We start from the raw sequence: 22826 nt of genomic DNA, 5'->3' as shown, positions 1-22826 counted from the left end.
ATGAGATTATTTACATTCAATGACAAAAACATAAGCGAAATCGCTTTATATAAAGAATTAGTATTTTCATTAAATGAATGTATTAATAGTAAAGGTAGCGTAAATTTTTATGTATCAGGTGGTAAAAGTCCTAAAGATTTATTTATTAAATTAAGTAAAGAAAAGCTTGACTGGACTAAAGTAAATGTATTTTTAGTAGATGAAAGGATTTTGCCTACAAATCACGAAGATAGCAATACAAATCTAGTAAAGCAAAATCTATTACAAAATGACGCTAGTAAGGCTAATTTAATTACTTGTATTAAAGATGAATTAATTAATGATTATGAGGCTTTAAAAAATCACGCTAATAATATTTATCAAACTCCTGATATTTTGATTTTAGGTATGGGAGCTGATGCTCATACTGCATCAATCTTTCCAACAGCTTCTAATTTAGATGAATTATTAAGTGATGAAAACCAAGCTTATCACATAGTAAAAACTCCTAATTACGATAGAATTAGCCTTAGTTTAGAAAGCATATTAAAAGCTAAAAGAATATTTTTAAATATCAGTGGAGATGAGAAATATCAAGTATTTTTATTAGCTTGTAAAGAAAAAAATAAAAAATATCCAATAAGTTATGTAATTAATTCAAAAGGAAATTTAGATGTCTATTACGCAAAATGAATATCCAAGATTATTAGCAGATATTGGCGGAACTAATGCTAGATTTGCATTAGAATTTAAATCAGGAAACATAGATAAAATAGAAGTCTTACAATGCAAAGACTACGATACTATAATAGATGCTGTAAGAGCATATTTAAAAGATAAAAATGTAAATGTAAAACACGCTGCTTTTGCAATGGCAAATCCTGTTACAAGTGATTTTATACAAATGACTAATAATCATTGGGCTTTTTCAATCAATACCACAAGACTTGCATTAGGATTTGATACTTTATTAATTCTAAATGATTTTACTGCTCAAGCACTTGCTATTACAAAATTAAATAGTGATGAATTAGTTCAAATTGGTGGAAGAGAAGCTGAAGAAAATTGCGTAAAAGCTGTTTTAGGGCCTGGCACAGGACTTGGAGTTAGTGGATTAATCCCTAGTAAAAATGGCTATATTGCACTATCAGGTGAAGGTGGACATGTTAGCTTTGCACCTTTTGATGAGATTGAATCAATGATTTGGCATTATGCAAAAAACAAATTCGGGCATGTATCGGCTGAAAGATTGCTTAGCGGAATGGGACTTGAGCTAATATATGAAGCTTTAGCACATAAAGAAGGTATAAATGATACTTTAGACGCTAGTAAAATTAGCGAACTAGCATTAAGCGAAAAATCAGCTTTATGTAGATTAAGTCTTGATATATTTTGTGCAATGCTAGGAACAATTGCTTCAAATTTGGCATTAACTCTAGGTGCTAGGGGTGGTGTTTATATTTGTGGTGGGATAATTCCTAAGATATTAGAGTATTTTAAGCACTCATCATTTAGAGCAAGATTTGAGAATAAAGGTAGATTTGATAGTTATTTAGCAGCAATTCCTGTATTTGTGGTTTTATCAAAATTTCCAGGTATAAACGGCGCTAGTGTGGCACTGCAAAATCATTTAAAGGATAAATAATGTTAAGTAAATTAAAAAGCTATGAAAAATTATGGTCTTTATACAACAAATCAAAAGATACTCATATGAAAGATTTATTCGCTAATGATAATAATAGAGCGAATAAATACTTTTTAGAAGTTGGTGGGATTAAGGTTGATTATTCTAAAAATAGAATAGATGAAGAGATTTTAAGCAATCTTATTAATCTTGCAAAAGAAGCTAATTTAGAACAAAACATTAAAGATATGTTTAGTGGTAAAAAGATTAATACCACAGAAAATAGAGCAGCTTTACATATTGCTCTTAGAAATCGTATAAATACACCTATTTATGTAGATAATGAAAACATAATGGATGATGTAAATGCAGTGCTTAACAAAATGGAGAAATTCTCTCACGCAATAAGATCAGGAGAGTGGCTAGGCTATACAAATCAAGTAATAACTGATATTGTAAATATAGGAATTGGTGGCTCTGATTTAGGACCATTGATGGCTTGTGATGCTTTGAAAAAATACGCACACCCAAGACTAAAAATGCACTTTGTATCAAACGTAGATGGCTCAAAATTACAAAATGTATTAGATAGCGTTCATCCAGAAACTACACTTTTTATAATAGCGTCAAAAACATTCGTAACTCAAGAAACCCTAACAAATGCCTTAACTGCTAGAGAGTGGTTTTTAAATCACGCAGTTAATAAACGCTTTGTAGCTAAGCATTTCGTAGCAGTTTCAACTAATAAAAAAGCTGTTGAAGAATTTGGAATAGATAGTAATAATATGTTTGAGTTTTGGAATTGGGTCGGTGGGCGTTATAGTTTGTGGTCTGCAATTGGTCTTCCTATTATGATTTATTTAGGAAAAGAACATTTTTGGCAAATGCTAGAAGGTGCGTATTTAATGGATTCACATTTTAGCTCGGCTGAATATTCTAAAAACTTGCCTGTGATTTTGGCTTTAATAGGTATTTGGTATATTAATTTTTATGGTGGTGGCTCACATATAATCGCACCTTATGATGAATATTTAAAGCATTTTCCAAGATTTATTCAACAACTTGATATGGAAAGTAATGGAAAACAAGTTAGTAAAAATGGGGAATTAATTAATTACGAAACTTCTCCAATCATTTGGGGTGAAACAGGAATTAACGCTCAACACGCATTTTTTCAACTACTTCATCAAGGAACTCATATAAGTCCGATTGATTTAATAGTAAGTCTTGAAAAACCACACGATATGCCAGAACACCACGAAATTTTAATTAGCAATGTATTCGCTCAAGCTGAAGCCTTTATGAAAGGCAAAAACAAGGATGAAGTAAGAGCTGAACTTAGTAAAAGTAATTTAAGTGAAAGTGAGATAGAAAAGCTAATCCCACATAAAGAATTTTCGGGAAATCGCCCTAGCAATACGATTTTATTAGAAAGAATAAGCCCTAGAAATCTAGGTAGCCTAATTGCATTATATGAGCATAAAATATTCGTTCAAGGTGTGATTTGGGGGATAAATAGTTTTGACCAATTTGGCGTTGAATTAGGCAAAACTTTAGCTAAAACAATACTTGAAGAGCTAAGAAGTGATGTGAGTTACGAGCACGATAGCTCAACTACAAATCTAATAAAATTATATAAAGAGTTTAATAAAAAATAATTTTAGGAATTTCTTTATGAAATTCCTATTTTAAATTCCACGAAAAAAGGAGAGAAAAGTGATTACAAATGATAACCTATTACAAGTTTTAAATAAATTAAATTTTAAAAAAGATAATGATTTTATTTATAAAAAGCAATATTTAAATAACATTTTTATTATGGTTGATTTTAAAAATAGAAAAATTATATTTCCAGAACAAATTAAACTCCATGACAAAACTACATCAAATTTTGAAAAAAATGAAAATTTTGTAGTATTAGAGTGTATAGATAGGTTATTAACAAAAGGCTACGATCCAAACCATATAGAATTAGAACCAAAATATAAATTAGGTAGAGAATCGAAGTCTAGCGGAAAAGCAGATATTTTAGTAAAAGATAAATTAGGTGAATCATATATATTAATTGAATGCAAAACATACAAAACAAAAGTTGATGCTAAAAGTAGTGAATTTGAAAATGAGTGGAATAATATGCTTAAAGATGGAGGGCAATTATTATCTTATTTTAGACAAAATAAAAAAGTAAAATTTTTATGTTTATATACTAGTGATTTTATAAACGATGAGATATATTATTTTAACTATATACTCAATATGCAAGACAATGAACTATACCTTAAAGAAAATGATTATAAATTGAGTTATATATCAGCAAGTGATGAAAATGAAATTTTTAAAGTATGGAAAGAAATTTATCAACAAAATTATTTGACAAGTGGAATTTTTGAGTCTGATATAAACCCATATGAAGCTGGTAAATTATCATTAAAATTTACAGACTTAAAAGAATTTGACCATCAAAACAATTCTTTATACAATGATTTTGCGACTATTCTAAGACAACATAATATATCAGGTAAAGAAAATGCTTTTGATAAGCTTGTAAATTTGTTTTTATGCAAAATTTATGATGAGACATTTAATAAAAATAATCTGGAATTTAAATATCGTGGAATTATGGCAGACACTTACGAAAGTTTGCAAGATAGACTTATGAAATTATATAAAAATGCAATGAAAGAATTTTTAAATGAAGATATTACTTATGTTGAAAATGCAAATATAGAAGATGTTTTTAACACAACTTCAAGAAGCAAAAAGTCTATGCAAAGTATGCAAGAACAAATTCAAGATTATATAAGGCAATTAAAATTTTATTCTAATAATGATTTTGCGTTTTTGGAAGTTCATAATAAAGATTTATTTTATAAAAATGCTATAGTTTTAAAAAATATAGTTAGGCTTTTTGAAGATATACGATTAACAGAAAATAAAGTTCAGCAATTTTTAGGTAATTTATTTGAATTGTTTTTGCAAAAAGGCATGAAACAAGATGAGGGGCAATTTTTTACACCAATTCAAATATGTGAGTTTATTATGCATTCTTTACCTATTGATAATATAAATAAGCCTTTAAGAGTGATTGATTATGCTTGCGGAGCAGGACATTTTTTAAATACATATGCAAGTTTTATTGAAAAACAAATTAATGATAAAGAAAAATTAAAAGAGTATTATAAAAATATTTATGGAATTGAAAAAGAATATAGATTGAGCAAAGTTGCAAAAGTTAGTGCAAGTATGTATGGGCAAAATGAGATAAATATTTTTTATGCAGATGCTTTAGCTAGTAATGAAAATATTGAAAATTATTCTTTTGATTTATTAATTGCTAACCCGCCTTATTCGGTCAAGGGTTTTTTAGAAACTTTAAGCGAAAAAGACTTAGAAAAATATATACTATTTAATAAAGACATAAATAAAGATACTTTTAATTCTATAGAATGCTTTTTTATAGAAAGGGCTATTCAGTTATTAAATGATAACGCAAATGCAGCGATAATTTTGCCATCACCATTTTTAAGTAATAGTAATATTGGAAAATATCAAGAAGTAAGAGAACTGATATTTCAAAATTTTGATATAAAAGCTATTGTTGAGTTGCCGTCTGGTACATTTGGAGCTACTGGAACCAACACTATTATTTTATTTTTGCACAAATTAAAAACATATGATAAAGATAAGGATTTAGGTTTAACATCTAGTTCTATAAAATTTAAAACCTTGCAAGATAGATTAAAAGCTTCTAATTTGATAGATGATGATAATTTTGTAGATAATGGCTATATAGACGAATATGTAGCTTTTAGAGGTATAAAAAAAGATATTTTTATAGATTTAATAAACGAAAATTATACAGATGAGTTATTAGAATGCTTTCAAGATTATTTGGATGATTTTTATAAAAGCAATATTTATAAAAAATTAACAAAAAGCAAAGTTTATAAAGATTCTACTATAAAAGAAGATTTAGAAAATGGTATTTTTATAGAGTTTGTAAAAAATATTGAAAATAAAAAGTTGATATATTTTTCTATGATAAAAGATAATAAATTGATTATTGTAAAAGCTCCTGATAAAAACGATGAAAAAAAGAAATTTTTAGGCTATCAATGGAGCACAGATAAAGATGATCCAGGATTAAGAGAATTAAACGATCCATACAATACACCCTTATATGATAAAAATAATATTAATAATGACGAAAAAATATCTTATAAAATTAAAGAATTATTTTTAAATAATGAAATTATAATTAACGATGAATTAAGTAAATATGTAAGTTATGAAAAAAATTATAATTTAATTGATTTTAAAAATGCAAATTTTAATTTAAAAATTAATATCAATTTAACCAATTCGCATAATCATGTAGAATATTTTTGGAAAAATAGCAAATATCCAATCATAAGTATCAAAGAATGTGTAAATGATATTATTAATGGTTCAACACCTTTAAAATCTCAAAATAAGTATTGGGACAAAAAAGATATACAATGGTTAACCATACCTGATTTTACAAATAGCATATATATAAATGAGACAAAAGATTATATTTCACAATTAGCAGTAGATGAAAAAAAAGTAAAAATTGTGCCTAAAAATTCAGTGTTGTTGTCTTGTACAGCAACAATAGGTAAGTGTGCAATAAACAAAGATATATTAACCACAAATCAACAAATTAATGCTTTAGTTTGTAAGCTTGATAAAGTAATACCTGAATATTTGGTATATATTTTTAGAATGTACTCAAATGAACTTGAAAATCTAGCTAGTAAATCGAGTGTTAAATACATAAATGTCTCAACTCTTAGTAGTTTTCAAATTCCATTACCTCCTTTGGATGTTCAAGAACAAATAGTAAAAGAATGTGAAGAAGTAAATAAGCAATTTGAAACAATAAGAATGAGTATAGAAGAATATAAGAGATTAATATCTGAGATATTAAGTAAAGTTGGAATTATTAGCAGTAACGGGGGGGGGGGATTTAAGAGTTGAGCTATTCAAATTCTTAGGTATTTCTTTAGATTTTATTGATGACTTATCAAATATATTAATAAATAATAAAAAATTAGGACAAATTTGTAAGGTTTTAATCGGTGGTACACCTAGTAGGAAAAACCATTTATACTATGGTGGAAATAATTTATGGGTTAGTATTGCTGAAATGAATGGTAATATAATATCTGATACAAAAGAAAAAATCACAGAACTAGGTGTAAAAGAATCAAATGTTAAGTTAATACCAAGTGGGACTACTTTATTAAGTTTTAAATTAAGCATAGGAAAAGTAGCATTAGCCGGAGCTGATTTATACACAAACGAAGCCATTGCTGGGCTTATACCTAAGGATAAAAATATAGTTTTAGATAAGTATTTGTTTTATCTATTTAAAAATAAAGTTATAGATTTAGATCTAAAAAATAAAAATACATTTGGCACTAGCTTAAATTCTCAAATTTTAAAAGATGAAGTTGAAATACCATTAATACCTATTGATAAACAAAAACTTTTAATCAACATTATAGATAAAATAGAGAATAAGATTTATGAACTTGAAAAAGATATCAATGATAAAAACAACATAATAAATAAAATACTAGCAAAATATATATATTGATAATTATATATTATTGATATAGTATTTTATAAATAAGATAAATATACAAAGTATATTGCTTATATATTATTGTGCTTGAAAGTAAAGGCGTAGATAGTAAAATCAATCTAAGAAGTGATGAAAATGCGAAAATTACTAACGCAGAAAGTCTTTTTAAAGGTATAAATATTACTTTTGAAAAACAATTTAATAATGATAAATTGGAAACAATCATAAAAAATATAATCAATAAAAAATAATTAATCTAATTTAAATTCCTTAAAGGATTTAAATTAGAATACAAGATTATATTAAAAATATGGAGTGTTAAATGCTTTCTTTTATGAAAGAATTAATAAAAAAAATCTTTATTTGTTGGTTTGAGTTTAGCGTTTTTTATTATTGTCATTTTAGCTTTTTTAATGCTTATTATGATTTTAGAGTATTTGTATAATGAATACTTTAGTTCAACTTATGATAAATTTCTTAAAACCAAAAAAGAGCTTTGCTCTCTTGAAAGGCAATTAGAAGTAGAAGGCTATTTATTATTTTGGGATTTTAAAAATGAGTATACAAATTATAAATATGATTATTCTAAAAGCGGATATAAATGTAATTTAGAAAAAGAAGAAAAATATAAAAGAGCAATTGCAAATTATTTTAAATTAACTAATGCAAAAATATATGAAGTGCAAAATTATAATAGCATTGATGAAGTTAAATCTCTTAAAACTTTAGATAGTTTAGAATTAAAAGAAGTTAATGAATTTAACAATAATCTAGTATTTTTTAAAAAAAGATTTTTTGATAAAAATTCATTTCAATTTATAGATGGAGATGAAATGCAAGTAATGTTATATAACTCATATACTAAGGAAAAAGAAGAGAGAGAATATTATATAGATGGGTGTGGTTATGTAATCCCAACATATAAAATAAAATACAATTAAGAAGATATAATGGCAGTAAAACTACAAATAATGTTTAATTATTTATAGTTTTACAAGAATTTAAATCAATAGGATTAAATAAGTTCCATTGTTTGTTTTACTATTGATAATTCTTCGTTAGTTGGAATAACTAAAATTGGGTATTTTGAATCAGCTTTTGCTATATTTCTAGCTACTTTTTCACGCTTAGCATTTTTTTCTTCATCAATGCTAAAGCCAAGATGTGCAAGTTGCTTACAAACCGCAGCTCTCATTAAATCATCATTTTCACCAATACCTGCTGTAAAAATTAGAGCCTTAGCAGGAGTTACTGCAAGGTATGAGCCTATGTATTTTGCAATTCTATAGCAAAACATATCAAATGCTAATTTTGCTTTTTTATCACCATTTTGCATTTTTTCTTCAATTTCACGCATATCATTTGCACCACAAATTCCTAATAAACCACTTTGTTTATTGCAAATTTTATCAAGTTCAGCAATGCTTAAACCTTTATTATATGCTAAATAAAATAAAGCTCCAGCATCAATATCCCCACATCTAGTTCCCATCATTAATCCTTCAAGTGGAGTAAGACCCATTGAAGTATCAACGCATTTACCATCTTTAATAGCACTAATACTTGCACCATTTCCTAAGTGAGCTGTAATTGCATCTATGTTTTTAATACCTAAGAATTTTTCTGCTTCACGAGTTACAAATTCATGAGAAGTTCCATGAAAGCCGTATCTTCTAACGCCATCTTCTTCATAATATTTATTAGCTATTGCATAGCGATATGCGATTTCTGGCATTGTTTGATGAAATGCTGTATCAAATACTGCTATATTTTTAACACTTGGAGCAAGATTTATGATTGTTTTAATTCCTGAAATATTTGCAGGATTATGTAAAGGTGCTAATTTTACTAATTCATCTAAAGCTTTTAAACATTTATCATCAACTAATGTTGCTTTAATAAATTTATCCCCACCATGCACCACACGATGACCTACTGCTGCTAATTCATTAAAATCAGTTAAAAGTCCGCTTTTAGCAAATAAATCACGAACTACTTTTAAGCCATCTTCGTGATTATTTATGCCACCTAAATGCTCTAATTCTTTGCCATCAAATTTAATTTTTGCTCTTGAATTGCTTTCTCCAATTTGCTCAACCAAACCACTCGCAACACTATCTTCATTAAAAAATAATTGGAATTTCAGTGAGCTTGAACCTGCATTTAAAACTAATATTTTTTTCATAATTTTTCCTTTTTTATAATTTATTGTGCTTGAATTGCACTAATTAAGCATGTATTTACAATATCTTCAACCAAACAACCCCTACTTAAATCATTAATAGGTTTGTTTAAACCTTGCAAAACAGGACCAACCGCAATAGCCCCTGCACTTCTTTGCACTGCTTTATAAGCTATATTTCCTGCATTTAAATCAGGGAATACAAATACATTTGCCTTTCCTGCTACTTTGCTATCAGGCATTTTTTTACTTGCTGTTGCAATATCTACTGCTGCGTCAAATTGTATAGGACCATCATAATTTAATCCCTCATAAGATTTTGCTAATTCGCACGCTTGTTTTACTAAATCAACGCTTACTCCACTACCGCTATTTGCAGTTGAATAAGATAGCATTGCAACTCTTGGCTCAAAACCAAAAGCCTTATAAGTAGCTGCACTAACACTTGCAATTTCGGCTAGATTTTCAGGAGTTGGATTAGGATTTACTGCACAATCAGCAAAATACCAAACCTTATCACTTAAGCACATAAAAAATCCACCACTTACACTCTTAACACCTGGTTTAGTTTTAACTATTTGAAGAGCTGGGCGAATTGTATCAGCAGTTGAACATGCAGCCCCGCTAACCATAGCATCAGCGTAGCCTAAATGAACTAATAAAGTTCCAAAATAATTTCTATCTTTTATAAGCTCTTTTGCTTGTTCAAGGCTCATTCCCTTTGATTTTCTAGCTTCATAAAGTGCATTTGCACATTCATCATCTAATGATGAATTACCTGGATTATAAGTCTTAACATCATCTAAATCTATACCTAAATCACTAGCTTTTTGTGCTATTTCTTTATTGTTTCCTAAGATAATTAATTTAACAGCTTTGCTTTCTAATAAAATACTAGCAGCCTTTAAAATACGCTCGTCATTTCCTTCTGGTAAAACTATGGTTTTAATATTTTCTTTAGCCTTGCTCTCTAGCATAACTTCAAATGCCATTGGACTTATATAATCAGGTTTTTTAAGATTTAATAACTCATCTAAGCTTGTATTTTCATTATATAAACTTGCGTATTTATGATGAATTTTAGCAAACTCAAATTTGGTTAAATCATTATCAATTACATAATTTAAATTAAGCTCTTTACTTAGTTTTAGATTTATCCAAAAAGTATCAAGACCACCAAAAACTCCAAAACTAGCAACTAATACAAAATCATATTTAGCTTTTAATTCATTAACTTTAATGATTATATTTTTATAAAAAGCATTTTCATTTTTTAAATACTCTTTAACGCCTGTTGCACTATCGTATAAGTATTCAGTTTTTATATTATGCTCTTTTGATAATTTATTTAAACCACACACCCCGTCTTCACAAGCAAGTGCTTGGAAAACAACAATATTTGAATATTTTTTTGATAATTTTATAGCAAGATTATCTAAACTTTCCCTGCTTTGTTTTTGAAAGTAAATCGCATTCATTGCTACTCCTTCATTGATTAATTTTCGCTAGAGTATATGCCTAAAATATTAATAAATAAGGAAGAAAATATGAAAAAAAATTACATAAAATATTTTGTTTTCCCTTTGTTAATTTCGGGTTGTGGTTTGGCTGATCCGCAAATGGATATGAAAGCTCCAACATATGTAGAGCAAATTGAACCTAAGGCTGATAATAATTTAGGAAGTCCAGGCTCACTTTTTGGAAAAGGCTCTAATCCACTTTTTAGCGATAATAAAGCTATGAATGTAAATGATATAGTTACGATAATTATTAAAGAAGACACAAGCCAAAGTAGCAAAGCTAGTAAAAGCACGAATAAATCTTCTAATGCTAATTTAAATTCCGGAGTTTTTGCAGGATTATTATCAAGTCTTAATAAATCAGCAGATATTGGCTTTCAAACAAAAAATAATTCAGATTTTAGTGGTAGTGGTCAAGCTAGTAGAAATGAAAAATTTCAAACAACAATTAGTGCTAGGGTAATAAAGGTATTAGCTAATGGAAATTATTTTATTGAAGGAAAAAGACAATTATTAATAAACGGAGAAAAACAAATCGTTCAAATCTCTGGAGTAATTAGACCTTATGATATAACAGGTCAAAACACAATTGAGAGCAAATACATAGCAGACGCTAAAATACTTTATTCAACTCAAGGCGAAATTGATAAAGCTACTAAAAAACCTTGGGGAACAAAAGCAGTTGAAACTATTTGGCCTTTTTAACCTTGATTTAAGGTTAAAAAGACTTTATTTCTTATCATCTTCGTTGATTTTTAATAATAATTTATAAGCCTTATATACATTTGAAATTGCAGCTGCTATTCCAAACGCAAGTCCTACAAAAAATAAAGGCTTATAAATCTTAGCAAGTAAAATTCCTAAACCAACGCCAATTAGCACTGCAACTACAATGCTAATACCTAAGCTTAGATGATTTGCAGCGTCTATTACACTTTTTACTTTTTTAGCTCTTTTATTTTCTTCGTTATGCACGAATAGCCTTTTTGAACGCATTTATAAATATTTCAAATTCTTTATCTTCAAACTTAGAGCAAATAAATGCAGTTTCATAGGTTGATGGTGCAAGATTTACTCCATTTTCTAGCATAATTTTATGAAATCTTGAGAACTTAGCTGTATCACTTGTCTTAGCGTCATCGTAATTTAATGGGTATTTTTCATTAAAGAAAAATCCTAACATTGAACCTATATTTTTAGCTACAAAAGGCACTCCTGCACTTTTACTCTCATCTAGCATAGCATTAATTGCATTTTTTGCCCATTTGTCACATTTTTTATAAATATCATCGTTTAATTGCTCAAGATTTGCAATACCTGCTGCCATTGCAAGTGGATTTCCACTTAGCGTTCCTGCTTGATATACTCCGCCTAGTGGGCTTAGAAGTTGCATAATTTCTTTTTTTGCAGCGTAAGCTCCAACAGGAAGTCCCCCACCAATAACCTTGCCAAAACAAACCATATCAGGCACAACTTTATAAATCTCTAAAGCCCCACCTAAAGCAGCTCTAAAACCACTCATAACTTCATCAAAAATCAAAACGATTTTTAATTCATCACAAAGCTTTCTAAGGTCTTCTAAAAACTCTTTTTTAGCAGGGACAAAACCCATATTTCCTGCAATTGGTTCAATAATAATCACACCTATTTCACTACCATTACTCTTTGCTATAGCAATTTGCTCTTTTACGCTTTCTATATCATTGTATTTAGCTGTATAAGTATCTTTTACAGCGTTTTTACTAACTCCACTTGAACTTGGAGTATTAAAAGTAGCCAAGCCACTTCCTGCATTTACTAAAAGCATATCAGCGTGTCCGTGATAACAACCATCAAATTTAATAAGCCCATCACGATTAGAATAAGCTCTTGCTAAGCGAATTGCACTCATAGTAGCTTCTGTCCCACTATTTACAAATCTAATTTGCTCTATTGCAGGATATAACGATATAACTTTTTGTGCTAATTTGCTTTCAGCCAATGTAGGAGCACCATAACTTGTGCCATCTTTTGCTGCATTAATAATAGCGTTTGTTACATTTATATCAGCGTGTCCTAAAATGCAAGGTCCATAGCTTTGAACTAAATCAAGGTATTTTTTATCTTCAATATCAATTATATAAGCACCATCGCCCTTTTTTATAAATACAGGCTCACTACCTACACTTTTAAATGCTCTTACAGGAGAATTAACCCCACCTGCTATTAATGTTTGTGCTTGTGCGAAAGCTTCTTTATTTGTCATTTTTTTCTCCTTTTTTCTTGATATATAAGTATAAATTTTTTATTTCTTCATTTGTTAAATAATAATTTGGCATTATATTTTTTGAACTTGTTTTACTAACTAAGGCTTTATAAAAATTCTCATAACTAATATTTTTAATACTAGGGATTATTACTTGAATGGTTTTTCCATTTTCTTTATAAGTAGCAAATATTTGCTCACTTCCATCAAGCCCGTGACATTTATCACAACCAATTCCCCTTGGGTTTTGATACAAGCTTAATTGATATTCATCTTTGCTTAAAAAATCACTATTAGCATAAACAAATACGCTAAAAACTAATAATATTAATTTTGATTTCATTTTATAATCCGTTGTTTTTAAGGGTTATAATACAATCTTTATTTTTATAAAGGTTACAAATTGATACTAGATGGAAAAAAATTAAGCAAAGAATTATACGCACAATTAAAACTCAAAATTAATGAGCTAAAAACCAAACCTTGCTTAGCTGTAATTTTAGTAGGAGATGATTATGCTAGTGGGGTTTATGTAAGAAGTAAATTAAAAGCTTGTAATGAATTAGGAATAATTAGTAAAGATTATAAGCTAGATAGTAATATTAGCGAAGAAGAATTATTAAAAATCATAAGAGATTTAAATGATGATGATAGTGTAGATGCTATCTTAGTGCAACTACCTTTACCAAATCATATTAATAAAGACAATATCATAAACGCTATAAATCCTATTAAAGATGTAGATGGTTTTACTCCACTTAATTTAGGTTTAGTTTTAGCGAATTTAAAACCACATTTTTATGCTTGCACCCCGCTTGGAATTGATATTTTGATGAAGCATTATGGTATCAGTGTAAAAGGCAAAAATATTTGCATAATAAATGATAGTATCATAGTAGGTCGCCCACTTGCTGCTATGATGATTAATGAAGGTGCAAGTGTTAGCGTATGCCACAAATATACAAAAGATTTAAAAGAGCATACTTTAAACGCTGATATTTTAATAAGTGCTACAGGTGTAATTCATCTAATAAATGATGATTTTATAAAAGATGGAGCTATTTTAATTGATGTTGGGATTTGCAAAGAAATTGATGGCAAAAAACTATCAGGAGATTATCTTAAGACAAGTAATAAAGCTAGTATGATTACTCCAGTTCCTGGCGGAGTAGGACCTATGACTATTTATGCACTAATGCAAAACACATATGAAGCAAGATTAAAAAAGGAAGAAAATGCAAGAAAATAAAACAAAATGGCAAAAATTAGTTGATTTTTGGAATTCATGGACGGGGACTATTGTATTTGTTCTTATTTTTATATTTTTCGTAGCTCAAGCTTTTACAATACCAAGTGGCTCTATGAAAAACACACTTTTAGTAGGAGATCATTTATTTGTAAAAAAATTCGCCTACGGGATACCAACTCCTAGAATTCCATTCCTAGAAGTTCCTGTGTTGCCTGATTTTAAAGGCGATGGGCATTTATTAAGCTATGCTAAGCCTAAAAGAGATGATATAGTGGTGTTTTTGTATCCGCACAATACAAAGCTACATTATGTTAAACGCTGCGTTGCTTTAGGAGATGATGAGATAATATTTGCAAATAAGACCCTTTATGTAAGAATGCACGAAGGAGATGAATACATGAGAGCAAATTATCCTGCTAATAAACAAGTGATTTTACAAGGCAAATTATACATAAAAGAGCCTTATACTAAAAAGGGTATTCATTATGATGAAAGAGTGGATTTTGATAAGGTCATAGAATACTTTATGGCTAAGGGTGAATTTGTAATGAAGCCAATTTATGTTAGTGAATTAAGAAGTGATATTAAAGCGTATTATTATAAGGTGCCTAGCAATGAATACTTTATGATGGGTGATAATCGCGACCACTCAAATGATAGCCGCTTTTGGGGAAGTGTAGATTATAAATATATTGAAGGTAAGCCTTGGTTTGTTTATCTAAGCTGGGATGATGATTATAATATCCGCTGGGAAAGAATGTTTAAAAGCGTTGATACCTTAGAAAACGATGAAAGATATATCCATCACGAAATAAGCGATATTAATTCTCTTGATTGACAAAAATATCTAATTCAAATTCTTGTGATTTGAATTAGAATTTATTTTATAATACATTATATTTTAAAAGTAATTTATATAAAAATTAAAATTATTTAATTGTATTTGAAGACTTTTCACTTAAAATCTTTTCAATTTTCTTTTGTTGTTTTACTATATATTTTTCACCTAGCGATTGTGCTTCTTCTTTTGCTTCCATTTCATAGCCACCTTTACTCATTGCAGAATACTTTTGTCTAAACTCTGTGTATAAAAAATAAACTGATAAATCATCAACAAAAGGCAATGAAACTAGCTTAGTTTTAGTTTGATATATTGTGTAAGTTTTTAAGTTTTTACCATTTAATAAAAACAATATTAAATAACTTGATAAAATATCTAATATTACAAAAAATATAAGTATAGGAAAGAATAATATTCTAATTAATATAAAATCTGATTTATGATTTAAATTTTTTACTTCCATTTCTTGAGTATTGAAAGCGTCTTTATTGAATATATATGAATACGCTAAAGCAGGTCGTTTGGATTGCAATCTAAAAACTATATCACTTTTATTTATTGTTGTGGTTACTTTTTTGTAACTTTTTGCTATACCAAAAAGACCTTCTTTATCTATTGTATATGTTTCAAAATATATCTTTTCATTATCTACGCTAATATAAAAATCATTATTTTTAACAAATCTAAGTCTTTTTATTTGTCTAAGGTTTAAAAAGAATATAATAAAGAATATGCTACGAAGTATTGCTTCATCCATCCTTTTTATCCACCACAAATCCGACATTATTCGTTCTGGTCTATTATATAAAAAAATTAAATTATCTATACCAACATAAATTATGCGACATAAAATTAAAATTACGAAAATTTCACTAATAAATCTAATAAGCTCTAAACTATATAAATAATCGTTTTTTATTTTATAATCTTTTAAATTATCTATATTCAAATTTATCCTTTATATTTAATAAAACTAATTATAAAAATTACTAACATTTTTATAACTTGTTTTCATTTTAATTCTCCTTTTAATTTATTTAAATAATTTTGATAAACATCATTAGAGCAACTACCTCTTCTATAATAATTACCTAAACTAAGATAATAGTTATCAATAAATAACCTAGTAAAAGAATCATAAATTCTATTAAGATTAGGGCTAAGTTCTAAACTCAAATTATTTAAATTTGTTATTGCATAACTACAAGGTTTATAATAACCATAAATATCATAATTTATTAGTTTATCTTTGCTAAGTCTAGTTGGTAATTCTGAAGCTTCTTCTTCAAAAATTTTTTCATATTTTTTATAATTTTCATATAATTGCACTTCTTTATCAACTATTAAATTTACACTTTTAAAAAACTTACCATCTATCGTATAGTTTTGCTTTTTAATTGTGCTTAATAATAAGGTATTTGGTTTTTTAAGTTCTGTTACTTCGTGCTTTGGACTTTGCTGTAAATTAAAATGACTTATGAATAATATTCCGTGAAAAGCAATCATTAAAAATGAGAAAAAATAAAAGATAACTTTAATAAATTTTTGATTTTGTTTCATTATTAACTTATAAAACCACCAAATTAATAGTGAAAATATAATTGGTAGCAATAGTTGTAAAACTACAAACCACCCACCGGCATCTCTATCAATAAGCCCAATTCTTATAACCAAATAAAAAAATAAAATATATAAAGCTATTATAAATCTAGGATAGAGCTTTAATCCTATAAATAAAGTAAGAGTAAAAACAATAGGGTAAGTAATAAAACTTGCATATGGTATAGGAATTAAAATACTAATAATCCCACTAGCTAAATCATGTAAATTATCTAAAAAATATGTTAGATATATTAAAAACTCATTCATATCCTACCTTTAAAAATAAGATTAATTATAGCAAACAAAAAATTATTAATCTATTATTTATTGTCTTAATGCTTTAATTTATATAGTTAATGATTTGATAATTTATTTCATTTGGATATTCTCTTAAATAACACACTACTCCGTAATCTTTATCATTACAGCTTGTTATAAAATCTTTATAAATTATTTTATTATCACATAATGATGGATTGTTTCTAATAAAAACTTCGCAATCTCCTATAAATTTTCTAAGCAGATATTGTTTTGGTGGATTTGTGTAGCACTTGCATTGAATTAGCCTTATTTCACTATTTTTATACGCTATTAAATCTATGCCTTTGTCGTTTTTACCATTTACAAAACCATTTGGAAAAACCTTATAACCTATATTTTCATAGTATATTTTTATTTGATATTCGTAATTTTTGCCTTTTTTGATATTTTCTAATTTGATTTTATTTTGTGCGTTTTTTTCTTCACTTATTTTTAATTCATAAGACTGAATTAGTTTATCTTTTTCTAGCTTATAGTATCTATTTAATTCTTTTAATTTTTCTTCATAATCTTTTTCTTTTTCTAATATCAATTCTTGTGCTTTTTCAATGGCTATTTTATTAATATCTGAAGTTGTTAAAGTCTGTAATCGTTTTAACTCATCTTTGAGTTTTAATAATTCTTCTTCATATTTATAGTTTTTGTATAGCAAAATATTTTTATCAGTTTTTGTATCTTCGTAATCTTCTTTATCTATTTTTAATGTTTGAATTTCTTTATTTTTATCATTTATAAATTTTTCTGCCTTTTTTATAAATAAAACGAATATACCAAGTAATATGAAATAAAAAATAGTTATTATTAAGCCATAGTAATTATGTAAAAATTCTAAAATGCTAAATAACATACAATTACCATAGGAATTTCAAATGAAATTCCTAAAATCAATCTAAATCTTTAATGATTTCTTCATCACTTTTTACAACCATTCCAGAGCCGTGAATTACGCTCGGAATACAACTTGTGCAAATATCTACTGGCTTATTGTTTTTATGAGCTCTAATAAATACTGCGTGCTCGTCTTCGCTAGCTTTTAGACTACATACATTACAAATAATTTCATTGTTTAAAACCATAATAATCTCCTTAAAAATAAAATTAAATACTACAAAAAAATCAAAATATAAAAGTTATTTTTAATCAATTTAAAGGCTGTTTTAATCTTAATTCATTTTGAAATAATAAATGAGCTAGAAATATTACAAAAAATACAGGTAGAAAAAACCCAACATAAGGAATATTTGAAGCCAAATAAAATAAAAATACGCAAAAAATATATTTAAATTTAAAAGGTTTAAAACTTAAAAAATCATTTTTATTTAAAACACAACTAGCCACATCGTAAATTAAAAAATTAAAAAATAAATAAAACATTAAGCAAAACATTAAAAATGATGCTATGAAATTTAATATAGGAATTATGTGAAATAAAAGCACAAAAAATAAAAAAAATAAGAATTTCAATACGATTTTAAACAAAAGCCAAGTTATTTGAATTAACCCTATTTCATCTAATTTATTGTAATTATAATGCTTTAAATTGATTTCTCTAACTATCATTGGAGTTAAAAATGAAGTAATAACTAAAGCAAAAAATATAGATAAATATAAAGCTAAAAAACCGCCACCTGAAATAGTAATTATCATAATAAATATTTGTATGGCGTGTAGTATCATCGCACCTAAAAAAAAGTTAAAAGCTTCTTCGTTAAAATCTAAACTACTAACATAACTAAATGCAAGTGTTAATAAACTAATAAATATAATTGAGCTTATAATTAGTGGAAATAAAGAAAATGCTAAAAATCTAAATGTAAAAAAATCTTTTAGGCTAATAATGAAATTATTCATATTTATACCACTTAATTACTTGAGAAAATAATCCGTTTCCATTAAATCCTATTGGCATATTTTCAATACCTTTAATTTTTTTATTATAAGCTAAAAAATAATTGTAATTTACCAAAAATACATAAGAAGGGTTCATTTTAATCTGCTCTTGAAACTCTTTGTAATAATTCTCTTGCACTTGATTTATGGTATTTTTTGCTTGAGTTTTATTAATCTTATTTGTATTTAAAATAGTTGCAAAATTAATACTATCATATACTTCAATATCTACAATCTTACTAGCTTCATTATCATCATTGTTGGTTTGTAATACATCTGTTAATATTCCAAAATCTTTTAATTGCATAGCAAGATTTTCGGCTATACTTAAGTAGTCTTTATTGTTTTTATCTACATAAATTTCTAATTTTAAAGGTAAATCTAATTTTTTATAATAATTTGCTGTGCTTTCTTTATTAATATTTAATTCTATACTCTTTTTATCTTTATAAAATCCTAATTCATTTATAATTTTTCTAGCTTCTGCTCTATCACAACCATTATTATTTAGATTTAAAATATGTTTATTGATACTAAAATTTGGTAATTGATTTAAAATAGATTTGTTACAAATAATTAAAGAAATTGCATATCTTAATTTTCTATCATAAATTACTTTATTATTTAATTGTAATGCTATAGCGTGATCTGATTCTAAAGTCTTATATACTAAATCATCATCAATATTTTTTATATTTTTATAATTAATCAAGCCAACATCAATTATGTCATTATTTAAAGCATTTTTTATTTGAACTTCATTTTGATAAAACTTAAAAACTACCCCATCATTAAGTGCTTTAAAAATAGCATTAGGATTTTTCACTAAAACTATTTGTTCGTTGTTAAATTGCTTTAAATTATAAGTACCAAGACCAATAGCATCACTATTAAACCAACTTAAACCATATTTAATAAGAGCATTTTTTGACATAATTCCTAGCGTTAAAGAATTTAAAAAATCATTATCTGGATACTTCAATACAAATTCAACTTTATATTTATCAATTATATTTATTTGAGAAATATTATTATAAAATCTACTATAATTTGAATTAAAAAAGTGATTTATAATTATTTCATAAGTAGTTTTTACATCTTCTGAAGTAAATTCTCCAAAATCTATATTATTTTTTATAAAATGAAGACCTTTTTTTAATTCAAATTCGTATCTTAATTTATCATTACTTATTTTATATGAATTAGCTAGTGCAGGAATTAATTCTTTATTATTATTTTTATAAAACAAACCTAAATATAATAAATTTACTAAATCATCATTTGGATTATAAATTGGATTTATATTATTTGGTTGATTTTTCATAGCTACTTTAATTAAATCAGCAGATAAAAAATTAATTGAAAATACTAAAAATAATAATAAAAACTTTTTCATAAGTATCCTTAAAATAGCAAGTAAAAAACTTGCTATTTCGTGATTAGAAGTTAGCTTTAATTTGTGCTACCCAGTTTGCAATTCTTTCGTCTGTTAAATCTTCTTGATTGTCATTATCTAATGCAAGACCAACGAATTTACCATCAACTACTGCTTCTGAATCTTCAAAATCATAACCATCAGTTGAAACTGCTCCAACTAAATTTGCACCAGCTTCTTTTAATGCCGCAGCTAATTTACCCATACCGCCGCAGAAAGTATCAGAATAGCTTGAGCTATCTCCCATACCAAATACAGCTACTGTTTTACCAGCTAATTTTAGACCACTAAAATCAAATGAATCCCAATCATCTTGTAAGTCACCACTACCCCAAGTTGAAGTTCCGCAAACTAATTTATCAAAACCATTTAGTTTATCAGCATCAACATCAGCGATATTTAATAATTCAGCACCTAGTGCTTCTGCAATTTTTTCTGCTGCGCCTTCTGTATTTCCCATAGCACTTCCGAAAACTACTGCTACTGACATAATTATCTCCTTAATTTGATTTGCGACATAATTTTACCATTTGAAATTATTGTTAATCATTAACCAAATTCTTTTTACAAAAACCTTAATTATATTAATTTATAAATATAAGAATAAATTAATATCACTTATCAAAAATCCTTATTATTACTTCATAATAATTATTAAACTAAAAATATTATTAAAAAATTTTTATTATTTACTAAGTATATTTTATTTTAAAATAAAATTATTATTAAACTTATTTTTTAATTAGGAGGTTTTATGAAAACTAAAGATAGAAGAGACTTTTTAAAGTTTTCTGGCTTAGTGTATGGCTCTATTTTAATGCCTAATATTGCTTTATCTAATAGTATAGATATTGATGATATAAAATGGGATGAATATTATGATGCAATAGTAATTGGAAGTGGTTTTGCAGGAAGTGCAGCTATGCTAAGTCTTTTGGATAATGGTATTAAAAATGTTGTTATGATTGATAAAATGCCTTATTTAGGTGGCAACTCGGCTTATTCAGGTGGTTCAATGGCTGTTGCTGGCTCAAAATTACAAGCTAGAGATGGAATAGTTGATGATATTAATCTACACATACAAGATACATTAAAAAGTGGTAAGAATTTAAATGATTTAGAATTAGTAAATATTATGATAAATGATGGAGTAAAAACTCTTGATTGGCTTATAGATAATGGAGTTAATTTTAAGTGGGTTAGCAGAAGTGGTGGTCATAGCGTTCCACGCTCTCATTCAGCAGGTGCAGGTAGTTATATCACAAGACCATTACAAGAACAAATTCTTAATAGAGGCGGTAAGATTTTAACAAGAGTTATAATGGATGATATTTTATATGATAAAAATCATAAAGTTGTTGGAATTAAAGTAAGAGAAAAATATCAATTTAACTTTGAGCGTGGATATGAAGAAAAAAACAATGAAAGTGGAATTACTAAATATTATAGAACCTTTGGTGGTATTATCTTAGCTACTGGTGGTTGGGGAGCTGATTTAAAATTTAGACAAATATTTGACTCTAGTTTAAGAGATGATGTATTAACCACAAATCATTTAGGAGCTACTGGCTACACAGCACAAAAACTAATAAATGATAATGTTAAATTCATAGATATGCAATATATTCAAAGTATGCACGTAACAAGTCAAGATGAAGGCGGTTTTGGATTTGCTTATAGATGGATTACTAGGGCTTATGCTTATGGAATGATGGTAAATCCTAAAACAGGAAAAAGATTTGTAAATGAAATTACGGATAGAAAACAAGGTAGCGATGCAATATTAGCTATGAATGAAAAAGGTTTGAATCCACCTGTTTTAATTATGGATATAAATGGCACTAAAACGGTTGATATAGAAGATTTAAATAGGGGCTTATTGGTTGGTGCTGTAAAACAATTTGAAACAATGGATGAATTAATAGCTCATTATAATATCAATAAAGAGCCTTTCTTAGAGCAGTTAAAAAGATACAATGAATATGTTGAACTTGCTTCAAAAGATAAAAATTATAAAGACCCAGAATTTAATCGCAATTTTTCAGATTACAAAGGAAAGTATATAAAAATAGAACAAGCTCCATTTTTTGCTGCAAGACCTGGACCAAAAGTTCATCATTGTATGGGTGGAGTAAAAACCAATAAAGATTGTGAAGTATATGATAATGATATGCAATTAATTCAAGGTTTGTATGCGTGTGGAGAAATTACTGGCGGAAGACACGGATACAATAGATTGGGTTCTAATGCGGTTTTAGATTGCTTAGTTTATGGAAAAAGAGCTGGAAATACTCTAGCAAAAAATTATAATTTATTAAGGGGTTAGC

General features: G+C 27.1%; 23 protein-coding genes. 11 read left to right on the top strand and 12 right to left on the bottom strand.

The features are described 5' to 3' along the window. The 7 genes from pgl to AVBRAN9333_RS00785 all read left to right on the top strand — a co-directional run bounded on the left by pgl (position 1) and on the right by AVBRAN9333_RS00785 (position 8155). Positions 1-672 (top strand): 6-phosphogluconolactonase, encoded by a 672-nt coding sequence (pgl, locus tag AVBRAN9333_RS00815; protein WP_214117927.1) that lies wholly within the window; start codon positions 1-3, stop codon positions 670-672. Continuing rightward, the gene (locus AVBRAN9333_RS00810) at positions 653-1624 is read left to right on the top strand and encodes a glucokinase (protein ID WP_214117926.1); all 972 of its coding nucleotides are present in this window, start codon (positions 653-655) and stop codon (positions 1622-1624) included. Before pgl ends, AVBRAN9333_RS00810 begins: the two co-directional genes overlap by 20 nt. After that, entirely contained in the window at positions 1624-3261 is a 1638-nt protein-coding gene (gene pgi / locus AVBRAN9333_RS00805) for a glucose-6-phosphate isomerase (protein ID WP_239802695.1), read from the top strand. The genes AVBRAN9333_RS00810 and pgi overlap by 1 nt, the downstream gene beginning before the upstream one ends. Positions 3262-3319: 58 nt before the next feature. Next, entirely contained in the window at positions 3320-6604 is a 3285-nt protein-coding gene (locus AVBRAN9333_RS00800) for an N-6 DNA methylase (protein WP_336609264.1), read from the top strand. Beyond that, positions 6561-7226: a restriction endonuclease subunit S gene (locus AVBRAN9333_RS00795; protein WP_336609263.1), complete on the top strand. Its 666-nt coding sequence runs from the start codon at positions 6561-6563 to the stop codon at positions 7224-7226. The genes AVBRAN9333_RS00800 and AVBRAN9333_RS00795 overlap by 44 nt, the downstream gene beginning before the upstream one ends. 71 nt (positions 7227-7297) lie before the next feature. Then, a complete protein-coding gene (locus tag AVBRAN9333_RS00790; protein ID WP_214117923.1) occupies positions 7298-7465 on the top strand; it encodes a hypothetical protein in 168 nt (55 codons plus the stop codon). 162 nt (positions 7466-7627) lie between these two features. Next, complete coding sequence (locus tag AVBRAN9333_RS00785) at positions 7628-8155, top strand: hypothetical protein (RefSeq protein WP_336609262.1); 528 nt, start codon at positions 7628-7630, stop codon at positions 8153-8155. A 74-nt stretch (positions 8156-8229) separates the two neighbouring features. Here AVBRAN9333_RS00785 and AVBRAN9333_RS00780 read toward each other — a convergent pair whose 3' ends face one another. Then, a complete protein-coding gene (locus AVBRAN9333_RS00780; protein WP_214117921.1) occupies positions 8230-9399 on the bottom strand; it encodes an acetate kinase in 1170 nt (389 codons plus the stop codon). A gap of 20 nt (positions 9400-9419) precedes the next feature. Continuing rightward, the gene (gene pta, locus AVBRAN9333_RS00775) at positions 9420-10874 is read right to left on the bottom strand and encodes a phosphate acetyltransferase (protein WP_336609261.1); all 1455 of its coding nucleotides are present in this window, start codon (positions 10872-10874) and stop codon (positions 9420-9422) included. 69 nt (positions 10875-10943) lie between these two features. Between pta and flgH the strand changes: the two genes are divergently transcribed. Next, on the top strand, positions 10944-11621 hold the full coding sequence (flgH, locus tag AVBRAN9333_RS00770) for a flagellar basal body L-ring protein FlgH (RefSeq protein ID WP_214117919.1): 678 nt from the start codon (positions 10944-10946) through the stop codon (positions 11619-11621). 24 nt (positions 11622-11645) lie between these two features. Here the strand turns inward: flgH and AVBRAN9333_RS00765 are convergent, their stop codons facing one another. From AVBRAN9333_RS00765 to AVBRAN9333_RS00755, 3 genes are read right to left on the bottom strand one after another with little or no spacing between them, the layout of a single operon-like run. Then, positions 11646-11891 (bottom strand): AtpZ/AtpI family protein, encoded by a 246-nt coding sequence (locus tag AVBRAN9333_RS00765; RefSeq protein WP_336608663.1) that lies wholly within the window; start codon positions 11889-11891, stop codon positions 11646-11648. Next, positions 11884-13161, bottom strand: a complete 1278-nt coding sequence (gene hemL / locus AVBRAN9333_RS00760; RefSeq protein WP_214117917.1) for a glutamate-1-semialdehyde 2,1-aminomutase — start codon at positions 13159-13161, stop codon at positions 11884-11886. Before hemL ends, AVBRAN9333_RS00765 begins: the two co-directional genes overlap by 8 nt. Then, complete coding sequence (locus AVBRAN9333_RS00755; protein ID WP_214120453.1) at positions 13151-13504, bottom strand: hypothetical protein; 354 nt, start codon at positions 13502-13504, stop codon at positions 13151-13153. Before AVBRAN9333_RS00755 ends, hemL begins: the two co-directional genes overlap by 11 nt. A 60-nt stretch (positions 13505-13564) precedes the next feature. On the opposite strand from AVBRAN9333_RS00755, the gene AVBRAN9333_RS00750 reads away from it, so the two are divergent. Together AVBRAN9333_RS00750 and lepB are read left to right on the top strand one after the other, a co-directional pair. Continuing rightward, positions 13565-14410, top strand: coding sequence for a bifunctional 5,10-methylenetetrahydrofolate dehydrogenase/5,10-methenyltetrahydrofolate cyclohydrolase (locus AVBRAN9333_RS00750; RefSeq protein ID WP_336609260.1), 846 nt, complete (start codon positions 13565-13567; stop codon positions 14408-14410). Beyond that, complete coding sequence (gene lepB, locus AVBRAN9333_RS00745) at positions 14397-15248, top strand: signal peptidase I (RefSeq protein ID WP_239802705.1); 852 nt, start codon at positions 14397-14399, stop codon at positions 15246-15248. Before AVBRAN9333_RS00750 ends, lepB begins: the two co-directional genes overlap by 14 nt. A gap of 91 nt (positions 15249-15339) precedes the next feature. Here the strand turns inward: lepB and AVBRAN9333_RS00740 are convergent, their stop codons facing one another. The 7 genes from AVBRAN9333_RS00740 to fldA all read right to left on the bottom strand — a co-directional run bounded on the left by AVBRAN9333_RS00740 (position 15340) and on the right by fldA (position 20989). Then, positions 15340-16200 (bottom strand): hypothetical protein, encoded by an 861-nt coding sequence (locus AVBRAN9333_RS00740; RefSeq protein ID WP_336609259.1) that lies wholly within the window; start codon positions 16198-16200, stop codon positions 15340-15342. Between the two features lie 62 nt (positions 16201-16262). Further along, on the bottom strand, positions 16263-17120 hold the full coding sequence (locus AVBRAN9333_RS00735) for a hypothetical protein (RefSeq protein ID WP_336609258.1): 858 nt from the start codon (positions 17118-17120) through the stop codon (positions 16263-16265). A 73-nt stretch (positions 17121-17193) separates the two neighbouring features. Next, the gene (locus AVBRAN9333_RS00730; protein ID WP_214150618.1) at positions 17194-18021 is read right to left on the bottom strand and encodes a restriction endonuclease; all 828 of its coding nucleotides are present in this window, start codon (positions 18019-18021) and stop codon (positions 17194-17196) included. A 37-nt stretch (positions 18022-18058) separates the two neighbouring features. Further along, the gene (locus AVBRAN9333_RS00725; RefSeq protein WP_214117910.1) at positions 18059-18250 is read right to left on the bottom strand and encodes a hypothetical protein; all 192 of its coding nucleotides are present in this window, start codon (positions 18248-18250) and stop codon (positions 18059-18061) included. A gap of 64 nt (positions 18251-18314) precedes the next feature. Then, complete coding sequence (locus AVBRAN9333_RS00720) at positions 18315-19025, bottom strand: EI24 domain-containing protein (RefSeq protein WP_214117909.1); 711 nt, start codon at positions 19023-19025, stop codon at positions 18315-18317. Next, positions 19018-20460: an ABC transporter substrate-binding protein gene (locus AVBRAN9333_RS00715; protein WP_336609132.1), complete on the bottom strand. Its 1443-nt coding sequence runs from the start codon at positions 20458-20460 to the stop codon at positions 19018-19020. Before AVBRAN9333_RS00715 ends, AVBRAN9333_RS00720 begins: the two co-directional genes overlap by 8 nt. Before the next feature lie 43 nt (positions 20461-20503). Continuing rightward, complete coding sequence (gene fldA / locus AVBRAN9333_RS00710; protein WP_214117907.1) at positions 20504-20989, bottom strand: flavodoxin FldA; 486 nt, start codon at positions 20987-20989, stop codon at positions 20504-20506. Positions 20990-21253: 264 nt separating this feature from the next. Here fldA and AVBRAN9333_RS00705 point away from each other — a divergent pair, with 264 nt between their 5' ends. Then, entirely contained in the window at positions 21254-22825 is a 1572-nt protein-coding gene (locus tag AVBRAN9333_RS00705; protein WP_336609257.1) for a flavocytochrome c, read from the top strand. Position 22826 lies beyond the last annotated feature (1 nt).

It is taken from the genome of Campylobacter sp. RM9333 (assembly GCF_020137705.1).
In the GTDB taxonomy this organism is placed as follows: domain Bacteria; phylum Campylobacterota; class Campylobacteria; order Campylobacterales; family Campylobacteraceae; genus Campylobacter_E.
This window is presented reverse-complemented; position numbering and strand designations above follow the sequence as displayed.